General features: G+C 36.6%; 21 protein-coding genes. 15 read left to right on the forward strand and 6 right to left on the reverse strand.

Going from position 1 to position 20,619, the window contains the following annotated elements:
• Positions 1-7: 7 nt before the first annotated feature.
• The gene (locus SJY24_RS07055; RefSeq protein WP_377864212.1) at positions 8-952 is read right to left on the reverse strand and encodes a DMT family transporter; all 945 of its coding nucleotides are present in this window, start codon (positions 950-952) and stop codon (positions 8-10) included.
• A 124-nt stretch (positions 953-1,076) separates the two neighbouring features.
• Here SJY24_RS07055 and SJY24_RS07060 point away from each other — a divergent pair, with 124 nt between their 5' ends.
• The 8 genes from SJY24_RS07060 (at position 1,077) to SJY24_RS07095 (ending at position 10,614) form a co-directional block, all read left to right on the forward strand.
• The gene (locus SJY24_RS07060) at positions 1,077-1,919 is read left to right on the forward strand and encodes a LysR family transcriptional regulator (RefSeq protein ID WP_377864213.1); all 843 of its coding nucleotides are present in this window, start codon (positions 1,077-1,079) and stop codon (positions 1,917-1,919) included.
• Positions 1,920-2,126: 207 nt separating this feature from the next.
• Positions 2,127-3,836 carry a septation ring formation regulator EzrA gene (ezrA, locus tag SJY24_RS07065; RefSeq protein WP_000377311.1) on the forward strand — a complete coding sequence of 570 codons (1,710 nt, stop codon included), beginning with the start codon at positions 2,127-2,129 and terminating at the stop codon, positions 3,834-3,836.
• A gap of 172 nt (positions 3,837-4,008) precedes the next feature.
• Positions 4,009-5,151 (forward strand): cysteine desulfurase family protein, encoded by a 1,143-nt coding sequence (locus tag SJY24_RS07070; RefSeq protein WP_377864215.1) that lies wholly within the window; start codon positions 4,009-4,011, stop codon positions 5,149-5,151.
• A gap of 6 nt (positions 5,152-5,157) precedes the next feature.
• Positions 5,158-6,372 (forward strand): tRNA uracil 4-sulfurtransferase ThiI, encoded by a 1,215-nt coding sequence (gene thiI, locus SJY24_RS07075; RefSeq protein WP_000989278.1) that lies wholly within the window; start codon positions 5,158-5,160, stop codon positions 6,370-6,372.
• A gap of 79 nt (positions 6,373-6,451) precedes the next feature.
• Positions 6,452-6,646 carry an alpha/beta-type small acid-soluble spore protein gene (locus SJY24_RS07080; RefSeq protein ID WP_000168891.1) on the forward strand — a complete coding sequence of 65 codons (195 nt, stop codon included), beginning with the start codon at positions 6,452-6,454 and terminating at the stop codon, positions 6,644-6,646.
• A 192-nt stretch (positions 6,647-6,838) separates the two neighbouring features.
• Complete coding sequence (mbcS, locus tag SJY24_RS07085; protein ID WP_377864216.1) at positions 6,839-8,425, forward strand: acyl-CoA synthetase MbcS; 1,587 nt, start codon at positions 6,839-6,841, stop codon at positions 8,423-8,425.
• Between the two features lie 101 nt (positions 8,426-8,526).
• Complete coding sequence (locus tag SJY24_RS07090; RefSeq protein WP_377864217.1) at positions 8,527-8,958, forward strand: VOC family protein; 432 nt, start codon at positions 8,527-8,529, stop codon at positions 8,956-8,958.
• Between the two features lie 87 nt (positions 8,959-9,045).
• Complete coding sequence (locus tag SJY24_RS07095) at positions 9,046-10,614, forward strand: amidohydrolase (RefSeq protein WP_377864218.1); 1,569 nt, start codon at positions 9,046-9,048, stop codon at positions 10,612-10,614.
• Positions 10,615-10,846: 232 nt separating this feature from the next.
• On the opposite strand, the gene SJY24_RS07100 is transcribed toward SJY24_RS07095, so the two are convergent.
• A complete protein-coding gene (locus SJY24_RS07100; protein WP_071748321.1) occupies positions 10,847-11,650 on the reverse strand; it encodes an NAD kinase in 804 nt (267 codons plus the stop codon).
• Between the two features lie 204 nt (positions 11,651-11,854).
• On the opposite strand from SJY24_RS07100, the gene SJY24_RS07105 reads away from it, so the two are divergent.
• The 5 genes from SJY24_RS07105 to ackA all read left to right on the forward strand — a co-directional run bounded on the left by SJY24_RS07105 (position 11,855) and on the right by ackA (position 16,227).
• Entirely contained in the window at positions 11,855-12,493 is a 639-nt protein-coding gene (locus tag SJY24_RS07105) for a DUF2953 domain-containing protein (RefSeq protein ID WP_000252006.1), read from the forward strand.
• A 12-nt stretch (positions 12,494-12,505) separates the two neighbouring features.
• Positions 12,506-12,901 (forward strand): GerW family sporulation protein, encoded by a 396-nt coding sequence (ytfJ, locus tag SJY24_RS07110; protein WP_000350005.1) that lies wholly within the window; start codon positions 12,506-12,508, stop codon positions 12,899-12,901.
• Between the two features lie 134 nt (positions 12,902-13,035).
• On the forward strand, positions 13,036-13,536 hold the full coding sequence (gene tpx, locus SJY24_RS07115; protein WP_000024524.1) for a thiol peroxidase: 501 nt from the start codon (positions 13,036-13,038) through the stop codon (positions 13,534-13,536).
• A gap of 211 nt (positions 13,537-13,747) precedes the next feature.
• A complete protein-coding gene (locus SJY24_RS07120) occupies positions 13,748-14,734 on the forward strand; it encodes a class I SAM-dependent methyltransferase (RefSeq protein ID WP_141535301.1) in 987 nt (328 codons plus the stop codon).
• A gap of 299 nt (positions 14,735-15,033) precedes the next feature.
• On the forward strand, positions 15,034-16,227 hold the full coding sequence (gene ackA / locus SJY24_RS07125) for an acetate kinase (protein ID WP_098499778.1): 1,194 nt from the start codon (positions 15,034-15,036) through the stop codon (positions 16,225-16,227).
• A 28-nt stretch (positions 16,228-16,255) separates the two neighbouring features.
• Here the strand turns inward: ackA and SJY24_RS07130 are convergent, their stop codons facing one another.
• Positions 16,256-16,690, reverse strand: coding sequence for an NUDIX hydrolase (locus tag SJY24_RS07130; protein WP_377864220.1), 435 nt, complete (start codon positions 16,688-16,690; stop codon positions 16,256-16,258).
• Positions 16,691-16,761: 71 nt separating this feature from the next.
• Complete coding sequence (locus SJY24_RS07135) at positions 16,762-17,397, reverse strand: DUF1796 family putative cysteine peptidase (protein ID WP_377864221.1); 636 nt, start codon at positions 17,395-17,397, stop codon at positions 16,762-16,764.
• A gap of 137 nt (positions 17,398-17,534) precedes the next feature.
• Here SJY24_RS07135 and SJY24_RS07140 point away from each other — a divergent pair, with 137 nt between their 5' ends.
• A complete protein-coding gene (locus SJY24_RS07140; RefSeq protein WP_377864223.1) occupies positions 17,535-18,368 on the forward strand; it encodes an EcsC family protein in 834 nt (277 codons plus the stop codon).
• Positions 18,369-18,399: 31 nt separating this feature from the next.
• Here the strand turns inward: SJY24_RS07140 and SJY24_RS07145 are convergent, their stop codons facing one another.
• Positions 18,400-19,062: a YitT family protein gene (locus SJY24_RS07145; protein ID WP_001244528.1), complete on the reverse strand. Its 663-nt coding sequence runs from the start codon at positions 19,060-19,062 to the stop codon at positions 18,400-18,402.
• Between the two features lie 855 nt (positions 19,063-19,917).
• On the opposite strand from SJY24_RS07145, the gene SJY24_RS07150 reads away from it, so the two are divergent.
• A complete protein-coding gene (locus SJY24_RS07150) occupies positions 19,918-20,112 on the forward strand; it encodes a hypothetical protein (protein ID WP_377864225.1) in 195 nt (64 codons plus the stop codon).
• A 28-nt stretch (positions 20,113-20,140) separates the two neighbouring features.
• Here SJY24_RS07150 and SJY24_RS07155 read toward each other — a convergent pair whose 3' ends face one another.
• Positions 20,141-20,458 (reverse strand): radical SAM protein, encoded by a 318-nt coding sequence (locus SJY24_RS07155; protein WP_367630531.1) that lies wholly within the window; start codon positions 20,456-20,458, stop codon positions 20,141-20,143.
• Positions 20,459-20,619 lie beyond the last annotated feature (161 nt).

Consider the following 20,619-nt stretch of genomic DNA (forward strand, 5'->3'; position numbering starts at 1 on the left):
TCCCCACCTAACGAACTGAGGTGGGGATTTTTATGTCTTGTTTTCTTTGCCATAAATTGTTGCATAATAGTGCAATAATTGTTAATGAGGCGCCGGCAATTTCAATTTTGTCGACTGTGTAACCTCGAAAGATAGAACCGATAAGTGCAAGTACAGGAACTAAATTCATAAATAATATGCCGTTAATAGATGAAATATAGCGATTTCCTGTGTTCCAGCAAAATACAGCGATAACACCTGCAATAATCGACATATACAAGAGTTCGAAACGAACGCTCATAATTGTGCGTAGCGACGGTACAGTAACGATGTTTGTATAAGTTAAGAAAGTGACAATAACGATGAGTGAAGTCGAGCCGAATAAACAAGTTAACGTCGTATATCGAAGTGGTGACCAAGATTGAAAACGAGCACCGCCGTTCGTGTAAATTACCCAGCAAGTAACGCCGCATAACATAAATATATTTGTTGATAAGTGGCTTGCTGCTCCAAATAATAAGTGAATATTTCCTTTTGAAATGACGAGCATAACACCGAGTAATGCAACGAACATACAAAGAAATGTGTAGTTTTGTGGGCGTTTGTTTTTTGTTATCCACTGCAATAATAAAGCGATGAGTGGCATAAGAGACTGAATCATCGCGGCATGGATGGCTCCAGAAGGTCCGGCAAGTTGTTGGCCATAAAAAATTAGAAAACCATATCCAGCGAAACCGACTGTTCCGTAAAAGAATAAAGAAAGTGTTCTTTTTTCTAAGCGGAGTGAAGTTTTTCCTTCAGTAATTAATAGCAAAATAAGAAAAATAATAGCTGCAGATCCGTATCGGATAGTTGTGAAGAAGAACGGATCGATAAATTGCAAGGCATTTGCCATTACAGGAAACATAAATCCCCAAGCAGTTACAGCAAGCAGGCATAGAAGAGAGCCGAGTAGTATTTGTTTTTTGTCCAAGAGTTTCATTCTCCTTTACATTTCGTTATAGTAAGTTGATGAAATAAGTATAGAGATTGATTCTTCTTAAAAGGAAATATCGATTTTTTATGACAGTTATAACTTTTTGTTAGAGGTGTGTACGATGGATTTGGAGGCAGTACGATCGTTTATTGAAGTGAAGCATACGCGAAGTTTATCAAAGGCGAGTAAACTTTTACATATTTCCCAACCAGCGCTTAGTAAGCAAATTCAAAGGTTAGAAGCAGATTTAGAGGTTACTTTACTCAAGCGCTCTGCTCAAGGGGTGGAGTTAACAGAGGCTGGAGAGTTATTTATAGAAAGAATGTTACCGATTTTGGAACAGATAAGTGAAGTGAAAACGGAAATGAAGGGATATCAAGAGAAGCAGAAAATTTCAATCGGTATATTGCCGAGTTTAGCTGCTCATTACATATCAAAGTGTAAAGACTTATTAGCGGATACATATGAAATAGAATGGCAAATTGAGCATACGAAAGTATTAATGGAATTATTTAAAGCGCGAAAAATTGAAGCGATGTTTATTGATTCAGTAGTAGAAGGTGCTACGTATATAAAAGAAATGCGGGAAGAAAAAATCGTTTGTGCTGTTTCAAATGATCATCCGTATAAAGAGAAAACGGTAATCCGAATGGAAGAGTTGCAAAATGAAAAGTTAATCGTATACCCAGAAATATGCGATGTAAGGAAAATGATTATGAATGTGTTTCAATATATGGGCACGAAACCGATCATTGCAGTTGAAACATCTTATGCAGAACCGATGATTGCGATGGTAGGAGCTGGACTGGGTATAACGTTGCTTCCGGAAACCGCTGTACAGCAAGCGGTAATGCAAGGTAACGTGCGTGCGATTTCTGTAGAACCACCACTAATACGAAAGATTTATTTCGTATCTCATCTGAAAGAGTGCTCTTTCTTGCATTCATTTGAGGCTGGAGAATGAAATAAGCGGAATGTTAAGAAAGATTACAAGTGCATTTAAAGAAACATGAAATTTTAAAAAAAACTAGGTCAAAAACACGTCATAACATGGTATGATTAGTACATTGTTAGTTGTTAAATATAGGGGAATTCCCTTTTTATACATAATGCCTTCCATTTCATAAACGGAACGGACAAAAAAAGAGATATAACTAGGAGGCTTTTTTGCATGGATTCTATCCTGACGATCGTTATCATTGTAGTAAGCTCTATTCTAGTGCTGCTCATGATAGAGCTTGTGATAAGAAATCGTTCATATAAAGATATTGAAGCACTGGAGCAGTGGAAACAAGAAATAAAAGATAAGCCTGTGGCAGATGAACTAAAACGGGTGAAAGACTTAAATATGACAGGTCAAACAGAAGAACTGTTTGGTAAATGGCGTGAAGAATGGGATGAAATTGTATCAACAACCCTTCCGAAAGCTGACAAAGATTTAGCGCAAGCGCGAAAATTCGCCTCGCAATTCTCCTTCCGAAAAGCAAAGCATGCGATGAATGAATCCATAAGTGGTTTGGATGACGCTGATAATCGTATTACAGACATTTTAAATGAATTACAGCAATTGTTAGAAAGCCATGAAAAAAATAGCTCGGAAATTGAAGGGTTACGTGATACATATCGTAGTATGAAAAAGAGCGTTCTTGCTCATCGACACATGTATGGAGCAGCTGAGCAAAAAATCGAAGAGATGTTAGATGTTGAATCCGAGAAGTTCAAAACTTTTGAAGAGGCAACAGATAATGGTGATTATTTAAAAGCGAGAGAAATTGTTATTAGTTTAGAAGAAGGTTTAGCAAGTTTAGAAATCATCATTCATCAAATTCCAGATTTATTAGTAGAGTGTCAAGCGACATTACCAGTTCAGCTGGAAGACTTATTACAAGGTCATGATGATATGATAAGACAAGGCTATGTATTAGAGTATTTGGAAATTCCTAAAGAAGTCCGCGATATGACGACACAACTACACACATGTTTAATGGATATACAGGAGCTTTATATAACGGAAGCAGCAGAAAAAGTAGAGAACTTAAAAACTCGTTTAGACAGTTTTTATGATCAACTTGAACAAGAAGTGCATGCGAAACATTATGTGGAGCAAAAAACACTTTCTGTTTATGAAGATTTAGAAGAAATTCGCACTGAAACAATTGAAACGAAAGCAGAAACACAACTTGTAAAACAAAGTTATCAATTACAAGACAAAGATATTGAGTCACAAAAAGTAATTGAAAAGCAAATGCATATTTTAATGAAACGTTTCGAAGTGTTGCAAATACGCGTTGCTGAACAAGATATCGCCTTCTCTATTATTCGTGAGGAACTAGAAGAGATTTATGAGCAATGTGAAACGTTAAAAGTACTTCATGCAGAATATAAAGAAATGTTGCAAACGATGCGTAAAGAAGAATTCGAAGCGCGTGAGAAGTTACAAGAAATGCGTAATACTATTTTCGAAACGAAACGCTTTATGCAAAAGTCGAATTTGCCAGGTCTTCCAGAGAGTATTATGGAAGATTTACAAAGAGGACAAATGGCAATGCAAGCTGTATATGATCAATTAGAAGTAAAGCCGTTAAATATGAATGCTGTAAATAGCAGTTTAGAAGAGGCGTATACAACTGTTAATGGTGTATCTGAAATGACGGAAGAGTTAATTGGACAAGCATATTTAGTTGAAAAATTAATTCAATACGGTAATCGTTACCGCAGTCATGATGAGAATCTTGCAGAAAGCTTAGATTATGCGGAGAAATTATTCCGTGAATATCAATACGATGCAGCTTTAGAACAAGCGGCTTCTGTATTAGAGCAACTTGAACCTGGCGTTGTTCAAAAAATAGCTGAATATGTAGACAATGAACAAACCCTTTAATAAAGGGTTTGTTTTTTTGTGTAATTTTGGAGGCGATGTTGCTATAATGAATAGCGGAATACAGTAAGGTTATTCGTTTTAAAATATAACGGAACCTTTGAGTAGTTTTAGCGTAATTACACGTATTTATGATATGATTATACGATGTGACAGCGCTGAAAGGGGAAGAACGATGATCTATTTTGATAATAGTGCGACGACAAAGCCATATCCAGAAGCTCTTCAATCGTATGTAACGGTTGCAGGGAAATATTTTGGAAATCCTTCTTCTATTCATTCGCTTGGAGGAGAGGCAGAGCGTCTATTAACACAATCGAGAACGATTGCAGCACAGCTCCTTCACGTTAAACCTTCTGAAATTATTTTCACATCGGGTGGAACGGAAGGGAATAACCTTGCGATTAAAGGGATAGCGATGAGGAATCGTTCGCGCGGTAAACATATCATTACAACAAATATTGAACACGCGTCTGTGTTTGAGGCATATAAACAATTAGAAGATCTCGGTTTTGATGTAACGTATTTACCGGTTAACGAGCACGGTGTTGTATCGGTAGAGGATATACAACGAGCGCTTCGTGAAGATACGATTCTTGTGTCAATTATTCACGTGAACAACGAGACTGGAGCGATTCAGCCTGTTGCTGAAATTGGAACATTATTATCGAACTATCCGAAAATAAGATTCCACGTGGACCATGTGCAAGGGATAGGAAAAGTACCGCTTGATTTATACGCTTCTCATATTGACCTTTGTTCAATATCTGGGCATAAATTTCATAGCGTAAAGGGGACAGGTCTTCTTTACGTACGTGATGGTGTAAGATTAGATCCAATCTTATCAGGTGGTCAACAAGAGCTTAAGTATCGTTCAGGAACAGAAAACTTACCTGGTATTGTAGCGATGGTAAAAGCACTTCGTATGACGATGGAGCAAGTGAAAGAAAAGGTAGTTCATTTGCAAAATTTACAAGCAGAGCTTGTCCGTGTCTTTAAAGAGATGGAAGATGTAACGATTAATACGTCACTTGAATATGCGGCACCGCACATTTTAAATGTATCATTTGTTGGTTTAAAACCAGAAGTGGTCGTTCATGCTTTAGAAGAGCATGGTGTATATGTATCAACGAAGTCTGCTTGTTCTTCAAAAGCAAATGAAGTGAGCCGAGTACTAGTATCAATGGGAATACCGCATGCCGCAGCTGCAAGCGCAATCCGCATTAGTCTAGCACCGGAAAACACGATGGAAGAAGTAAACCAATTTGAAGGTATTGTTAAAGCGACAATGCCAAAATTATATGAAGTGATGAGGTAAAGAAATATGATGACATATGAATATATTTTAGTTCGTTATGGAGAGATGACGACAAAAGGTAAGAACCGTTCTAAGTTTGTAAGTACGTTAAAAGATAACGTGAAATTCAAATTAAAAAAATTCCCAAACATTAAAATTGATGCAACACATGATCGTATGTACATTCAGTTAAATGGTGAAGACCATGAAGCAATTTCTGAAAGATTGAAAGATGTATTCGGTATTCATAAGTTTAACTTAGCGATGAAAGTACCATCAGAATTAGAAGATATTAAAAAAGGTGCATTAGCAGCTTTCTTACAAGTAAAAGGCGATGTGAAAACATTTAAAATTACAGTGCACCGTTCTGATAAGCGATTCCCAATGAAGACGATGGAATTACTTCCAGAAATCGGTGGGCACATTTTAGAAAATACAGAGGATATCACAGTAGATGTTCATAATCCAGATGTGAATGTACGTATAGAAATTCGCAGTGGTTACAGCTATATTATGTGTGGTGAGCACATGGGAGCTGGCGGTTTACCAGTTGGCGTTGGCGGAAAAGTAATGGTACTTCTTTCTGGTGGTATCGATAGCCCGGTAGCAACTTACTTAACGATGAAACGCGGCGTATCTGTGGAAGCAGTTCACTTCCATAGTCCACCTTTCACAAGTGAGCGTGCGAAACAAAAAGTAATCGATTTAGCACAAGAGTTAACGAAATACTGTAAACGTGTAACACTTCACCTTGTTCCATTTACTGAAGTGCAAAAAACGATTAATAAAGAAATTCCATCTAGTTACTCTATGACAGTTATGCGTCGTATGATGATGCGTATTACAGAGCGTATTGCAGAGGAGCGTAATGCACTTGCAATTACCACTGGTGAAAGTCTTGGACAAGTAGCGAGCCAAACGTTAGATAGTATGCATACGATTAACGAAGTGACAAACTATCCTGTTATTCGTCCGCTTATTACGATGGATAAATTAGAAATTATTAAAATTGCAAATGAAATTGGAACGTATGATATTTCAATTCGTCCATATGAAGACTGCTGTACAGTATTTACACCAGCAAGTCCATCGACGAAACCGAAGCGTGAGAAAGCAAATCGTTTTGAAGCGAAGTACGATTTCGCGCCGTTAATCGAAGAGGCTGTAGCGAACAAAGAAACAATGGTATTACAAACAGTAGAAGTAGTGGCGGAAGAAGAAAAATTCGAAGAACTTTTCTAAACCCATAAATTACCACATTCAAATGTGTATGAAGTCATGTTGTTTATCACACTCTATACTCACAAGGAGGTGATACAACATGGCAAGCACAAATAAATTAGCAGTGTCTGGTGCTCAAGCAGCATTAGATCAAATGAAATACGAAATCGCTCAAGAGTTTGGTGTTCAACTTGGAGCTGATGCAACATCTCGCGCTAACGGTTCTGTTGGTGGCGAAATCACTAAACGTCTAGTTTCACTAGCTGAGCAACAATTAGGCGGTTACCAAAAATAATCCCATATACGATGGCTTAGAAAGAGCGGGTTCTCCCGCTCTTTCTTTTTTGTCATTGTTTATCGGTAAATCGATATAAATTTATTCAACGGTTCGACATGGATATAAAAAAATTGTCAAAAGAAGAGGGTTCAAAATTTACTGAAAATTCTTTATTATATAAGGGAGGCATAGAAATAAAGGAGGATGTTTATGAAGAGAGAGGAATTGTTGGCACCGCAGTCTTATAATTTAGTTTCAGAAATAGAGAAATATACGAATGATAAAGAGAAGCTTGCTTTAATTTGGCAAGATGATAAAGGAAATAGACGAGAGGTTACATATTTTGAATTAATGCAAGGCGCGAATAAAATTGGAAACGCTTTTATAAAAAGTGGCTTGCAAAAAGGGGACAAGCTCCTTATTATGATGCCGCGCTTAATTGAAGCTTACATGACGTATATTGCTGCGATTAAAGCAGGGTTTGTCGTTATTCCAAGCTCAGAAATGTTGCGTAAAAAAGATATTGAGTATCGTATTGGGCACGGAGAAGTGAAAGCAATCGTAAGTTACGAACCGTATATTGGACAATTCGACGGCGTAGAAGCGGTGGAATCTCTTCAGAAATTCGTCTTGAGCGAGCGTTCAGTAGATGGTTGGAAAAATTTAAAAACAGCATTAGAAACAGAAAGTGACATGTTAGAAATGGCGAAGACAGATAAAGAAGATATGGTCTTTTTATCTTATACGTCAGGGACGACAGGAAATCCAAAAGGAGTTGTTCATACGCATGCATGGGCATACGCTCATTTACGTACAAGCGCTCCAAACTGGCTCGGAATTGAAGGAAATGATGTTGTATGGGCAACGGCTAGTCCAGGCTGGCAAAAGTGGATTTGGAGCCCATTTGTAGCGACTCTCGGTTCAGGTGCAACAGGATTTGTATACAATGGTAAGTTTGAACCAAAAACGTATTTAAATTTATTAGGCGATAACAAGGTGAATGTACTTTGTTGTACGCCGACTGAGTATAGATTAATGGCAAAGGTAGAAAACTTAAGTGAGTACAATTTAGAAGCGCTACATAGCGCTGTATCAGCTGGTGAGCCGTTAAACAGGGAAGTTATTGAAACGTTCCAAAGGCATTTTGATATTACGGTAAGAGACGGTTATGGGCAAACGGAAAACACATTACTCGTTGGGATAATGAAAGGGATGGACATTAGACCAGGATCAATGGGAAAACCGACGCCAGGCAACCATGTTGATATCGTAAATGAGGAAGGTATTCCGGTGCAGGTAGGAGAAGTTGGTGATATTGCAGTTCACATTGAAACACCAGCACTCTTTAAACAATATTATAAAGACAATGAGCGCACAGCGATGCAATTCCGCGGTGATTATTATATTACCGGTGATAAAGCGAAAAAGGATGAAGAAGGCTATTTCTGGTTTGAAGGGCGCGGTGATGATATTATTATTAGCTCTGGTTATACAATCGGACCGTTTGAAGTAGAAGATGCGCTTGTAAAACATCCTTACGTAAGAGAGTGTGCGGTTGTCGCAAGCCCTGATGAAATTCGTGGAAGTGTCGTGAAGGCATTTATCGTATTAAGAGAGAATATAGAAAAGAACGAAGAAATACTGATACCAGTACTCCAACAACACGTCAAAGAACTCACTGCACCATATAAATACCCTCGCAAAATTGAATTTGTAGATGAACTACCAAAAACGATTTCTGGAAAAATTCGCCGTATTGAACTTAGAAAACAAGAGATGGAGCTGCCCTCAAAATAATTTTGAAAATAGTGAAGTAAATAGTTGAATGAAATGTTACATGTATGATATTATAAAACGAACATAAGTTCGATTTATAAATTTAAAAAAGAGGTGTCCGTATGATTTTAGGTATTAATCCGTACTTAGTTTTAGATGGTGGTGGGCAAGAGGCTGTACAGCTTTATAAAGAGGCGTTAGACGCACAAGTAGAAGTAATGCAAACTTTTGGTGAGATGCCTGAAAATCCAGAATACCCAATTCCAGCTGAAGCAAAAGAGCGCGTTGCACATGCTACTTTAAAAGTTGGTAATACGAAACTTATGATTTCTGATACATTCCCAGGTCAAGGGCATGCGATTGGATCTCAAGTGACAATTGCAATTCAAATTAGTAACGCGGAAAAAGCGAAAGAAGTATTCGATAAGTTACAAGAAGGTGGCGAAGTTATTATGCCACTGCAAGAAACGTTCTGGAGCCCAGCATACGGACAAGTAAAAGATAAATTTAGCATTGAATGGCAAATTACAACGAATCCTACTGAACAAAATTAATTTGTGGAAAAGCACCATTTTTAATCGAAATGGTGCTTTTTTTATACGTACTAATTTCGTAGACTAAAGGAAAAAGGGGATGGGCATATGGGAGAAATTTGGTATGGCGGCACCATTTACACAATGCGAGAAGAGAATGAAAAAGTAGAAGCCGTTTACGTCGAAGATGGCGTCATTGTTGATGTGGGGAATAAAGAAGCGTTAGAAAACCGATATTCTGCGGTGAAGTTGTACGATTTAAAAGGGAAAACGATGATTCCAGGTCTTGTTGATAGCCATATGCATCTTATTGGGCATGGGGAGAGGTTACTTCGTCTAGATTTATCAAATTGTACATCTTATAAAGAAGTGCTTACTCTTGTTCAGAAGCGCGTAGAAGAAGCACCAAAAGGATCTTGGATTATCGGAGAAGGATGGAATGAAAATAATTTTACAGATACAAAACAAGTTCATGTACGTGATTTAGATGAAATCTCTAAAGAACATCCGATTTTATTAAAGCGTGTTTGTCGTCACGTGACATGGGTGAATTCATACATATTGGAACAAGCGAAAATAACAGAAGCGGCGCAAGACCCGAAAGGCGGGAAAATTGGCCGGGATGCATCAAATAAGTTAACAGGGCTTTTATATGAACAAGGACAAGAATTAATGAAACATGTTCAGCCTGAAATTGATGAAGCTTATTTACAAAGAGCTTTGCAAACAGCAATTTCAGACTGCTGGCAATATGGACTCGTTGGCGGGCATACGGAAGATTTAAATTATTACGGTGGTTTTAGAAAAACACATAATGCGTTTTCTCATGTTATAAAAGAAATGCCATTTAAAGCACATTTGCTCGTTCACCATGAAGTAGCACATGAACGAAAAGAATATGAAAATGAGCATTATATTGAATTTGGAGCGATGAAGATTTTTTCTGATGGCTCTTTTGGCGGAAGGACAGCTTTATTAAGTGAACCGTATGAAGATGCGCAGGAAACAAATGGAGTTGCAATCTTCTCACGTGAAGAGCTTGCAGGTTTAGTGAAAAAAGCACGAGATTTACATATGCCAGTTGCGATTCATACAATTGGTGATTTATCGCTTGAATATGTCATTGATGCGCTTGAATTACATCCACCAGCAGAAGGATTACGTGACCGCATTATTCATTGTCAGCTCGCTCGTGAAGAGTTGATTGAAAGAATGAAAAACTTACAAGCTATTATTGATATACAACCAGTCTTTGTTTCATCAGATTTCCCGTCAGTCATTGAAAAACTAGGCGAGCATCGTCTTCGGTATGCGTACGCTTGGAAGACATTACTGGAAGCAGGATTACACTGCAATGGTGGATCTGATGCTCCAATTGAACAAGTGAATCCGTTTTTAGGTATATATAGTGCTGTTACACGTAGAAGTTTTATTGATGGTGTATGTTATATCCCAGAAGAAAGATTAACGGTATATGAGGCTGTTTCTTTATTTACAACAGGAAGTGCGTATGCAATTGGAAAAGAAGGAAAGCGAGGACAAATCGCAAAAGGATATGAAGCGGACTTTACGATAGTAGATCGAAACATATTTGAGATAGAGGCAGAAGAAATAAAAGAAGTACAGGCAGAAATGACCGTCATTGATGGGAAGATTGTTTATAGAAAAAACGTCTAAAAGTTTGAGGGAGCGGCTCCGAAAATACATGTTGGTGATGCTTCCTCTTTTTAGATAGGTTGATGGTGTAGTCACTTTTTGTCGGTAAATCGATATTTTGGATGGAATCGTTGATATAATTTTATATACTGTTGTCCTGTTCCAAAAAAATCGTGAAACATCGTTAAATTTCAGCTGAGAAATAAATAACCGCAGAATTATGGAATCCCATAATTCTGCGGTTATTTTAATACTATAAAAATGTTCTCTGTACTTTTTCCCAGAAAGAGTTGTTTTTTAATTTAACAGTTTTAATTTGTTTATCGCTTAAACGAACAACGGCTTTCTCCACTTGCTTAATGCTAAGTGCTTCGTTATCCATTCCGATGACAGGGTAATCATTGCCATCTGGTTTAAGTGTTAAAGTTAACGTGCGCTCGTGATTTAAAAGAAACGGTGATCCGAGTGTACGGTATGTGTTGTTATTTAAAGATGCTAGTTCGCTTACTTGGAAACATGGGATAAGTGGATCGACAACTGCACCATGTAATGATTTATTGTAAGCGGTACTTCCTGTTGGTGTGGAGATAACTAATCCATCACCTCTAAATGTTTCAAAATGTAAATTGTCGACGTGTACATCTACGACAAATGTTTTAATGATGCTAGAGCGTAATGAGAACTCATTTAAACAATGGAATGATGTACCGTGATCTACATCTACTTTAATTGTTGGATACTTTCGCACTTCAATTTCGTTTTTTGTAATTTCTTGAAGGGCTGTATCAACGTGATCGATGTGGAAATCGCAGTAGAAAGAAATTTCATCTTTCGTAGAAATACCTGCGTATAAGCAATCTTCCCTAAAACCAGTTTTACGAACGGCTTGTAAGAAAGTTCCATCATCTCCAACGCTGACGATAGCGTTTGCATTTTTTGGATGATCTAATATGGTAAATCCATTCTCCTCTAAAATACGATATATTGGTTTCATTTTTTCAACGAGCGTTACTTTGTCATCACCATAAAAGAAAAATAAATTGCGACGATTTGCCATTATGTATCCCTCCACTGCAGTTAAATTTTCTAGTCTTAGTGCTGCATACCATCAGAGTGTGTTCTGAATGATATGCTCAAATAGTATATTTCGATATAAAATGTCAAAATCCCTTTTTATTTTTAGAAAAATTTTTATATTCAATTTTATCAAAGGTTGTTTAATGATGAATAAACTTGTCGATAATGGGTATGGAGTGAAAGGATGGTACGAATGAAATGGCTCGTAATTGGAATGATAATTCTTCTACTTTTTATTTTGCTTATACTATTATCGAAAATATCGCTTAAGGTGACGTTTTTATATTCAGAAATGGAAAAGCAATGTTTATTTCAAGTGAAAATATGGATGATTCGATATACGTTTGATGTATTGGAAAGAATTGAAAAACAACAGAAAAAGACGGGGCAGAAAATCGAAAAAGCTGAGAAAGATGGCGGAATAGACAATAAAATTATGGCACAACTTGATAGCATTGGAGAACTGATAAAAAAGCTTCAAGAAGTTCATACTATTGTTAAAGATTTTCTCAAACGTGTGAAAATCAATGGTTGGAGATGGCACACGCAAATTGGTGCAGGTGATGCAGCTAGTACCGGAATTGTCACTGGATATGCATGGGGGACAAAAGGAATGGCTGCTGGAGTTGTAGGACAATATATGCATATTGTCGACGTACCAGAATTTGAAATTACACCTGTTTTTCAAGGGAAGGGATTTGCATCAAGATGTGAATTAACAGCTTCCTTTCATATATTTCGTACTGTGAAAACAGCGGTAAAACTACTCATGTTTATGAGAAAACAAAAGTCTGGTATGACAGATAAATCTGTTCAAGCATAGGGGGGATATAGAATGGACCATCCAATTCAAGGTTTAATGACAACCGCAATGCAGCATTTAAAACAAATGACTGATGTAAATACAATTGTTGGTGACCCGATTAAAGCAGCAGATGGAAGTGTAATTCTTACTGTTTCGAAAGTAAGTTTTGGCTTTGCTGCTGGTGGAAGTGAATTTGGTAAAGTAGAGCATTCAGGCCGTCATCCATTTGGAGGAGGTAGCGGTGGTGGAGTTTCCATTAATCCTGTTGCCTTTCTCGTTATAAATGGAGAAGGTGTGAAAGTTTTACATTTAGATAAACAAACACATGTCATTGACAAAATAATTGAATTAGCACCACAAGCTGTTGATAAAGTGAAAGAAATGATGGATAAACGAAAAGAAGATGATCCGGAATTTCAAATTTAACGAGTAAAGAAGCTAATCAATGGATTAGCTTCTTTATTTTTTTGTAAATAAAGCGATTTTATTTGCATTATCGATAGGGACAAACTATCATTTACATTGTACATATTTTGTTTAAAATAAGGGAGGATTTTTAAGTGGCAAATGTAACTTTTAAAGGTAACCCAATGACTTTAGTTGGAACAGAAGTTAAAGTTGGCGATCAAGCGCCTAACTTCCAAGTATTAGCAAACGACTTATCTCCAGTAAGTTTAGAAACATACAAAGGCGAAGTGAAATTAATTAGTGTTGTACCTTCAATCGACACAGGTGTTTGTGATGCACAAACACGTCGTTTCAACCAAGATGCAGCAGGTATTGAAAACGCGAAAGTATTAACAATTAGCGCTGATTTACCATTCGCTCAAAAACGCTGGTGTGCAGCAAACGGTTTAGAAAATGTTGTAACACTTTCTGATCACCGTGACCTTTCATTCGGTGAAGCTTACGGCTTAGTAATGAAAGAACTTCGTTTACTTGCTCGTGCAGTATTCGTAGTAGATAGCAATGACAAAGTAGTTTACGCAGAATACGTAGGCGAAGGTACAAGTCATCCAAACTATGAAGCAGCATTAGAAGCAGCTAAATCTGCGAAGTAATGTAAATGAAGACGACCTCTCATTAAAGTTTTACTTTAGAAGAGGTCGTCTTTTCTCATGTATTGTTAACTGAACCAATATATGAGAAAAGACGTTGCAGCATACATCGCTTAAAAGGGAGCTCTTAAAAAGAGGTCGCTTTTTCTTTTGGGAAAAATTTAGATTATGGTATGATATAAGTTATGTGTAAATGAGAGAAGGAGGAATGTACGTGAGTCAGGCAGTAGAAACATTATTTTCTATTTTTGATTCTTCTACGGTAGTTTTACGTAAAGAATTAGATGTAACATATTTAGAGGCGCTTGTAGAAACAGGTGATAACTTGTTTGAGGGAGCGATTTTACAAGAGGAATTATCCGAATCAACAATTGAAAGGTTGAATCGTGAATATAGTACGTTTAATGAAGAAACATATAAAGGGGAAGAAATTCGTAAAGCATTTCAGCTAGCCATTTTAAAAGGAATGAAAGAAGGCGTGCAAGCGAATCATGAAATGACGCCTGATGCAGTTGGAATGTTCATGAGTTATTTATTCCATAAATTTATGCAAGGGCAAAAAGAAATTACAGTTTTAGACCCTGCAATTGGAACAGGTAACTTAATGACTACAATATTTAATGGTGCCAAAGAAGAACTAGCAATGAGTGGATTTGGTGTAGAAGTGGATGAAGTGCTAATTAAACTTGCTTTAGTAAATGCGAATTTACAAAAGCATGCAATTGAATTCTTCCACCAAGATGGACTAGCACCACTTTATATCGATCCAGTTGATGCAGTCGTTTCAGATTTACCAATTGGTTACTATCCAAATGAAATCGGTGCAAGTGAATATACGTTAAAAGCAAATGAAGGAATGTCATATGCGCATCATTTATTTATTGAACAAAGTGTGAAACATACGAAAGAAGGCGGGTATTTATTCTTCTTAGTACCAAACTTCATTTTTGAAAGTGATCAAGCGCCAAAACTACATGCATTTATTAAAGAAACATGCTTTATTCAAGGTTTGTTACAGCTACCTGTTTCCATGTTTAAAAACGAGAAAAATGCAAAAAGTATATTTGTTCTCCAAAAGAAAGGCCAGGGTGTAACAATGCCGAAACAGGCACTACTAGTGGAATTACCTAAATTCTCTAACATGAAGGCTATGGAGAACATTATGGATCAATTAAATACTTGGTTTGCAACACATAAATAAGGTGAGTTATATGTAACAGGGTTAGTGATTAGTGTAGTACAGATGTATAGGATTTGTCATATTTTTTAATATATACAAGATTTAACTGAATTTTTTTGAAATCTGTAATATATTTTTTTTCTTGGTGTTACAATTTTTTCACTTGAAATATATGTCGGACGATGTTTAAATTAAAATCGTGAGTATAAAATTTACTGATGATGAAACGTTTTCATATTGAGTGAATTTAATTAGATAAAATCGAGCGGTTTGTGGAATGATCCACACAACTACCAAGAGAAAAAGGGGCGAAAGACTAGATGTCAAAAATCATCGCGATTAACGCAGGAAGCTCTTCCTTAAAATTCCAATTATTTGAAATGCCAAGTGAAACAGTATTAACAAAAGGTTTAGTAGAACGTATCGGTTTAGAAGATAGTATCTTCACTATTACTGTAGATGGCGAAAAACAAAAAGAAATTACAAACATCCCAGATCACGCAGTAGCAGTTAATATGCTTCTTAAGAAGTTAACTGAAAACGGAATCGTAAAATCTCTTGATGAGATTGGCGGTATCGGTCACCGTGTTGTACACGGCGGCGAAAAATTTGCTGATTCTGTTTTAATTACTGATGAAGTATTAGCTGATATCGAAGAATTAAGCGATTTAGCACCACTTCACAACCCAGCAAACCTTGTTGGTATTAAAGCATTCCAAGAAGTACTACCAAACGTACCAGCAGTAGCAGTATTCGATACAGCATTCCACCAAACAATGCCGGAATCTGCATTCCTATACAGCTTACCATATGAGTACTATGAAAAATTCGGTATCCGTAAATACGGTTTCCACGGAACTTCTCATAAATACGTAACTGAGCGTGCGGCTGAATTATTAGGTCGCCCAATTGAAAACTTAAGCCTACTTTCTTGTCACTTAGGTAACGGTGCAAGTATCGCAGCAGTAGAAGGCGGAAAATCAATCGATACTTCTATGGGCTTCACTCCACTTGCTGGTGTAACAATGGGTACACGTTCTGGTAACATTGACCCTGCGTTAATTCCATACATCATGGAAAAAACAGGCCAAACAGTAGAAGAAGTAGTTAGCGTATTAAACAAGAAGAGTGGTATGTTAGGTCTTACTGGTTACTCTAGTGACCTACGTGACATCATTGCGAAAGAAGAAGAAGGCGACCACCGTGCGAAAGTAGCACTTGATGTATTCGTAAGCCGTATCCACAAATACATCGGTTCTTACACTGCTCGTATGAAAGGTGTAGACGCAATCATCTTCACAGCTGGTGTAGGTGAAAACAGTGCAATTATTCGTGAGCGCGTATTAGAAGGCCTTGAGTACATGGGCGTATACTTCGACGTAAAACGTAATAACGTATTCGGTGAAGAAGCATTCATCAGCTTCCCACACTCTCCAGTAAAAATTATCGTAATTCCAACTGACGAAGAAGTTATGATCGCTCGCGACGTACTACGTCTTGGAGATATTGGTTAATATACTATATGAAAAGAAAGACGAGATCCTATAGGATTTCGTCTTTTTTCTTTTGGATATATTTCAAAATTCCATCCGGATATAGTACTTTTTCCTTCTGAATGAATGCAGTAATGGGAACCCATTTTGCATATGACGTTGTTTGTTCATCTTGTATATTGAGTATTTCCATTTCATATAGTGACGTGTCTAATAAGCGTGAAGAATATAGTTGAATGATTTCATGACCAATTTCCTCATCTAGATGAAAGATGTTTTCTAAGCAGCCTAAATAATTGGTGATTTCCACTTCTGTATGAAGCTCTTCTTTAAATTCACGAATAACAGTATGTGCTGATTTTTCACCAAGTTCAATTGATCCGCCAAGAGGTCGGTAATATGTTTCATCGCCTGTATGATATTCTTGTACGAGAAGGCGACCGTGATGTATAGCGATGCCAAAAGCTTTTGCACGTGGATACATATATAATCACTCCTTATTTATTTTGTATAAGGATGATTATAAGGCAGGGTGTGATAAAAGGTGACGTGTATTTAAGCGTTTGGCCGAATTGTGATGCCATTAAATAAGTCATTCCAAAATGCTTCATTGTACTGGTATACATCCATAATAGGGCATTTTATAACACAAATATTTTGTAATCCCCAATCTTCTTGGGTGATAGTTGGTACATCGGCAGGAAGTAGTAAAAGGACGGAGAAGTTATGTTTGACCATTTGAGATAAAATTTGTTCAAGAGAAAGTGCTTCTTCATATGTTCCTCCAGTTCGAATAAATAATATTGATTCTTCCATTTCAATTGTAGTTAGAAAACGATTAATCCGATGCTCATAATTTAATTTAATATCTGTATAGGAAGGCCAAGAAGTGGGTGTATTTACATCTGTTTTAAAGTCATGACAGGAGTCGATTTCATAAAGAGTGTCTCTTAGTCGTAACTTAGCATCATCATCCCAAAATGAGATGAAAGACAAATTTTCTAATTCTAAAAAACGGTGAAAGCGATTTTGTAATAATAAATTTACTTTCTCTAATGAAGGACTTAGCATAAAATCAATAACACCAAAAAATGGTGATAATTTGAATTGAAATAATGCCCAAGCAGGCCAACAGTTTTGTCCTAAGCTGAATACTGCATTATAATTTTGTTTTATATTGGATAGATTCATGTGAGTTATCTCATCCTTTTTGCTAATATTTTATGTCATTAAAAAATGGTATGTGAATAGAGATATACAAGCATATTTGCAAAGAACAAGCGGAAATATGTTACAATAGAAAAAAATCGAACGAGGTGGTTGTTGCGATGCGATCGAAGCGAGAACAAGCCATTTTAGACAATATAAAAGAGTGGGAAGGGCAATTAGTAGAGCAAGAAGCGACCGATTTTCAAAAGATGTTTGATAAGTGGTTGCATACGACAATTGCGAAACTGCCTGAGAAAAAACGAAAAGACTTTTTTACGAAAGCAGATGGATGGCTCTTTCATTTGCATGCGCTTATTCAAAGTTCACAATCACAGCTAGATGCACGTAATCGTATTTTAGGAACATCGAGATTATTTGATGAATCAATTGAGCAACTTGAAGATTTGAAGGCGTTATCTATTGATCAATTAACATACATAGCAGAGCAGCAAACAGCACGTCATCGCCTATATTCATTCGTACAAGGCGGAGCAACTGGTGCTGGTGGTTTATTATTATTAACGGCTGATTTTCCGGTTATGATTGCGTTAAATGTGAAGGCTGTCCAACTTGTTGCGACATCATTTGGGCATGATGTGAACAAGCCGTATGAAATGATGCTTGCATTAAAAGTATTCCATACAGCATTATTGCCGGCGAGACTTCAGCAATATGCATGGTACAATTTACTGAGAGAACTCGAACAAGAGGATTCATTCTTCTATGAAGGAGACGAAGCAGTGTTAAAGCCAGCTTCTACTGAGGTTGTGTTAAAACAAATTTTGAAGACGTTTTCGATTTATGCTCTTCGTCGTAAAGTATTCCAAGGCATTCCTGTACTCGGAATGGCGATTGGCTCTACAGTGAACTATCGCTTAACGAGGAATGTTACTGAATTTGCAAATAAGTTTTATCAAGTACGCTACATATTAGAAAAAGAAAAGAGAGCATGAAAAAAAGCGAGAGGCCGAAGCCTTTCGCTTTTTAGTTTGTCGCATGTTTTTTGGACATTGGAATAGATACTGGTTGCTTTGCTGCTTTCTTTTCTGTTTTTGGATAGTAAATTAAATCCAACGTTTTTGCCTGGACGGCAATCGAAAGAATAGTAAAAGCAATTTCTGTCCAATTTAAATAATATAATGAAAGCGCAAGAACAATCGCGTCAAAGACGAAGAAAATTTGCCCAATTGTAAAACGAGTTCGTTTACTTAATACAATTGTTAAAATATCGTCTCCACCGGTTGCACCGCCAAATCGCAATATAAAACCGAGTCCAATACCAGCTAACGCACCGCCAACTACTGCAGCTATAAATAAATTATTTGATAAATCTACCGTAAATGGAGAATAATTTTCCATAAGAGAATAAAATGCTCCGAATGAAAGTGAACCTAAGAATGAATAGCCAACCATTTTTCTACCTAAAAATGAAGCACATAGTAAAATAATAGGGATATCCATTAATACAGTTGAAATAGATGGTGAAATATCATAAAAATTTTGGATGAATAGTGCAATTCCTACAAAGCCACCTTCTGTTAAGTGGTTTTGGAAGTGAATGTGATATAGCGCTGCTGCTAAAATAAATGAACCGATTAAAACCATAAAAACTTCTTTAATAATTTGTCGACTTTGGATGTTCCTCATCGTTATTCCTTCTTTCCGTAGTTAGTAGTCCTTGTTGTGTTGTAAACTAACTACGAGCTCACATGTAGCTTTCAGTTAGTTTACGAAAAAACTAACTACGCTATATGTCGCTGAAGAAATAACGAATAATCCTCTCGTCCATCAATTCTCCCTACCTTCGTTTTAGTTTAAGTCTTAAAACGACTAAACAAAACGTGGAGTAGGATTCTTCATTTAGCAATCCTGCTCTTCTTAGTTTTGTTTAGCTAGTAACAATTAAGTCCTAAACAAAACGCTATGTGTAAGAAGAGTCTTTTTTTTGCCAAATTATCCTTCGGGCAATCATAATTTCCCCACTCTCGTATTTTTTTCGCTAGACTAAAGTATCTGAGCTGAAAAATACGCTACGTGTATGATTCGTCAATACGATGCCACATGCTCCTTCGAGCGATCATGATATCAAAATCCCTTCCTTCAAGATTTATATTATTATATCATACTTTCAAAAAATGTATGCGGATGGAAACCGACAATAACCGGAGGGAATCTACAAAAAATATTATGTTTAAATATTTTTGTAGAAAAGCCTAAGTTATTTCGTAGAACTGGACAACTTTTAGAAGTTCGTCCAATAAGTAAGAAAAGAAGGGTTTTTATTCAATTGTATTGTTCTCATCACTTTTATCTTTAAAAAATGCATCCCAGCTAATGATACTTAAAAAAGTTAAAGCGATAATAATGAAAGCACGCATAATTTTGAGGCCTCCTTTTGTACATAGTATATGAATCCCTTACTTTGTGATGTGTCATTTTTTTACAGATTATAATTATTATGAGATTATATTAATATAGATAGATGAAAGGGAGGATGGAGACATGCTAAAAGACATGTTCAAAAGAAAAGCATTAATATGCGTTTCATGTCAGAAAAAGATTCAATATGAAGAAGAGCTAGTTGCTTTTGTAAAGTTGCCAAAAGAAAGAAGTATATTAGTTGGTCCGTTTGATGTGTGTTTGGCGAAAACAGCACAAGAGATATATTGTAAATCGTGTTACGACAAAAAAGCATGACCCAAAGTAATTGAGGGGCATGCTTTTTTCATTGGTGTGCTTTTCCCTCAGATACATTTTGAGTGAGTCGATACCAAAGCCAAAGGTCATTAATGATGGAAGCGAGATCGGCAATCTCTGAATTAAGCTTGCAAGAAATTTCGAAGTCTTCTTCGTTATTTAAGCGGTGCTGTTTCGCGTTAATATGGTGCTCAAGTTCCTTTATACGATCAGGTATTTTCCCGCGAACCTGTTCCCATTTTAATAAAATAGAATGCTGCGCTTGCTCAGAGATGTCTTCCCATTTTTCTTGTATGTTCGGCACTTCAATTCCTAGATGTTCATTGTATATAAAATACTTTTTCATAGACATCCCTCCATTTTCCTGCCTCTATTTTACATAAAAACAGAAAGAAGTTCGATGAAATTGTTTGAAAAAATTTGAAAATGACCCTTGATACATTTTGTAAAAGGTGTTAAAGTGTGAATTATTATAAAAGAAAATGAATATTTATTCTTTAGGGGGAT

Source organism: Bacillus sp. R86525 (assembly GCF_042466195.1).
GTDB classification, from domain to species: domain Bacteria; phylum Bacillota; class Bacilli; order Bacillales; family Bacillaceae_G; genus Bacillus_A; species Bacillus_A nitratireducens.

Coding starts and splice junctions, on each gene's coding strand:
- SJY24_RS07060 (WP_377864213.1), top strand. CDS start 1,077: ATGGATTTGGAGGCAGTACGATCGTTTATTGAAGTGAAGCATACGCGA.
- ezrA (WP_000377311.1), top strand. CDS start 2,127: ATGGATTCTATCCTGACGATCGTTATCATTGTAGTAAGCTCTATTCTA.
- SJY24_RS07070 (WP_377864215.1), top strand. CDS start 4,009: ATGATCTATTTTGATAATAGTGCGACGACAAAGCCATATCCAGAAGCT.
- thiI (WP_000989278.1), top strand. CDS start 5,158: ATGATGACATATGAATATATTTTAGTTCGTTATGGAGAGATGACGACA.
- SJY24_RS07080 (WP_000168891.1), top strand. CDS start 6,452: ATGGCAAGCACAAATAAATTAGCAGTGTCTGGTGCTCAAGCAGCATTA.
- mbcS (WP_377864216.1), top strand. CDS start 6,839: ATGAAGAGAGAGGAATTGTTGGCACCGCAGTCTTATAATTTAGTTTCA.
- SJY24_RS07090 (WP_377864217.1), top strand. CDS start 8,527: ATGATTTTAGGTATTAATCCGTACTTAGTTTTAGATGGTGGTGGGCAA.
- SJY24_RS07095 (WP_377864218.1), top strand. CDS start 9,046: ATGGGAGAAATTTGGTATGGCGGCACCATTTACACAATGCGAGAAGAG.
- SJY24_RS07100 (WP_071748321.1), bottom strand. CDS start 11,650: ATGGCAAATCGTCGCAATTTATTTTTCTTTTATGGTGATGACAAAGTA.
- SJY24_RS07105 (WP_000252006.1), top strand. CDS start 11,855: ATGGTACGAATGAAATGGCTCGTAATTGGAATGATAATTCTTCTACTT.
- ytfJ (WP_000350005.1), top strand. CDS start 12,506: ATGGACCATCCAATTCAAGGTTTAATGACAACCGCAATGCAGCATTTA.
- ackA (WP_098499778.1), top strand. CDS start 15,034: ATGTCAAAAATCATCGCGATTAACGCAGGAAGCTCTTCCTTAAAATTC.
- SJY24_RS07130 (WP_377864220.1), bottom strand. CDS start 16,690: ATGTATCCACGTGCAAAAGCTTTTGGCATCGCTATACATCACGGTCGC.
- SJY24_RS07135 (WP_377864221.1), bottom strand. CDS start 17,397: ATGAATCTATCCAATATAAAACAAAATTATAATGCAGTATTCAGCTTA.
- SJY24_RS07140 (WP_377864223.1), top strand. CDS start 17,535: ATGCGATCGAAGCGAGAACAAGCCATTTTAGACAATATAAAAGAGTGG.
- SJY24_RS07145 (WP_001244528.1), bottom strand. CDS start 19,062: ATGAGGAACATCCAAAGTCGACAAATTATTAAAGAAGTTTTTATGGTT.
- SJY24_RS07150 (WP_377864225.1), top strand. CDS start 19,918: ATGCTAAAAGACATGTTCAAAAGAAAAGCATTAATATGCGTTTCATGT.
- SJY24_RS07155 (WP_367630531.1), bottom strand. CDS start 20,458: ATGAAAAAGTATTTTATATACAATGAACATCTAGGAATTGAAGTGCCG.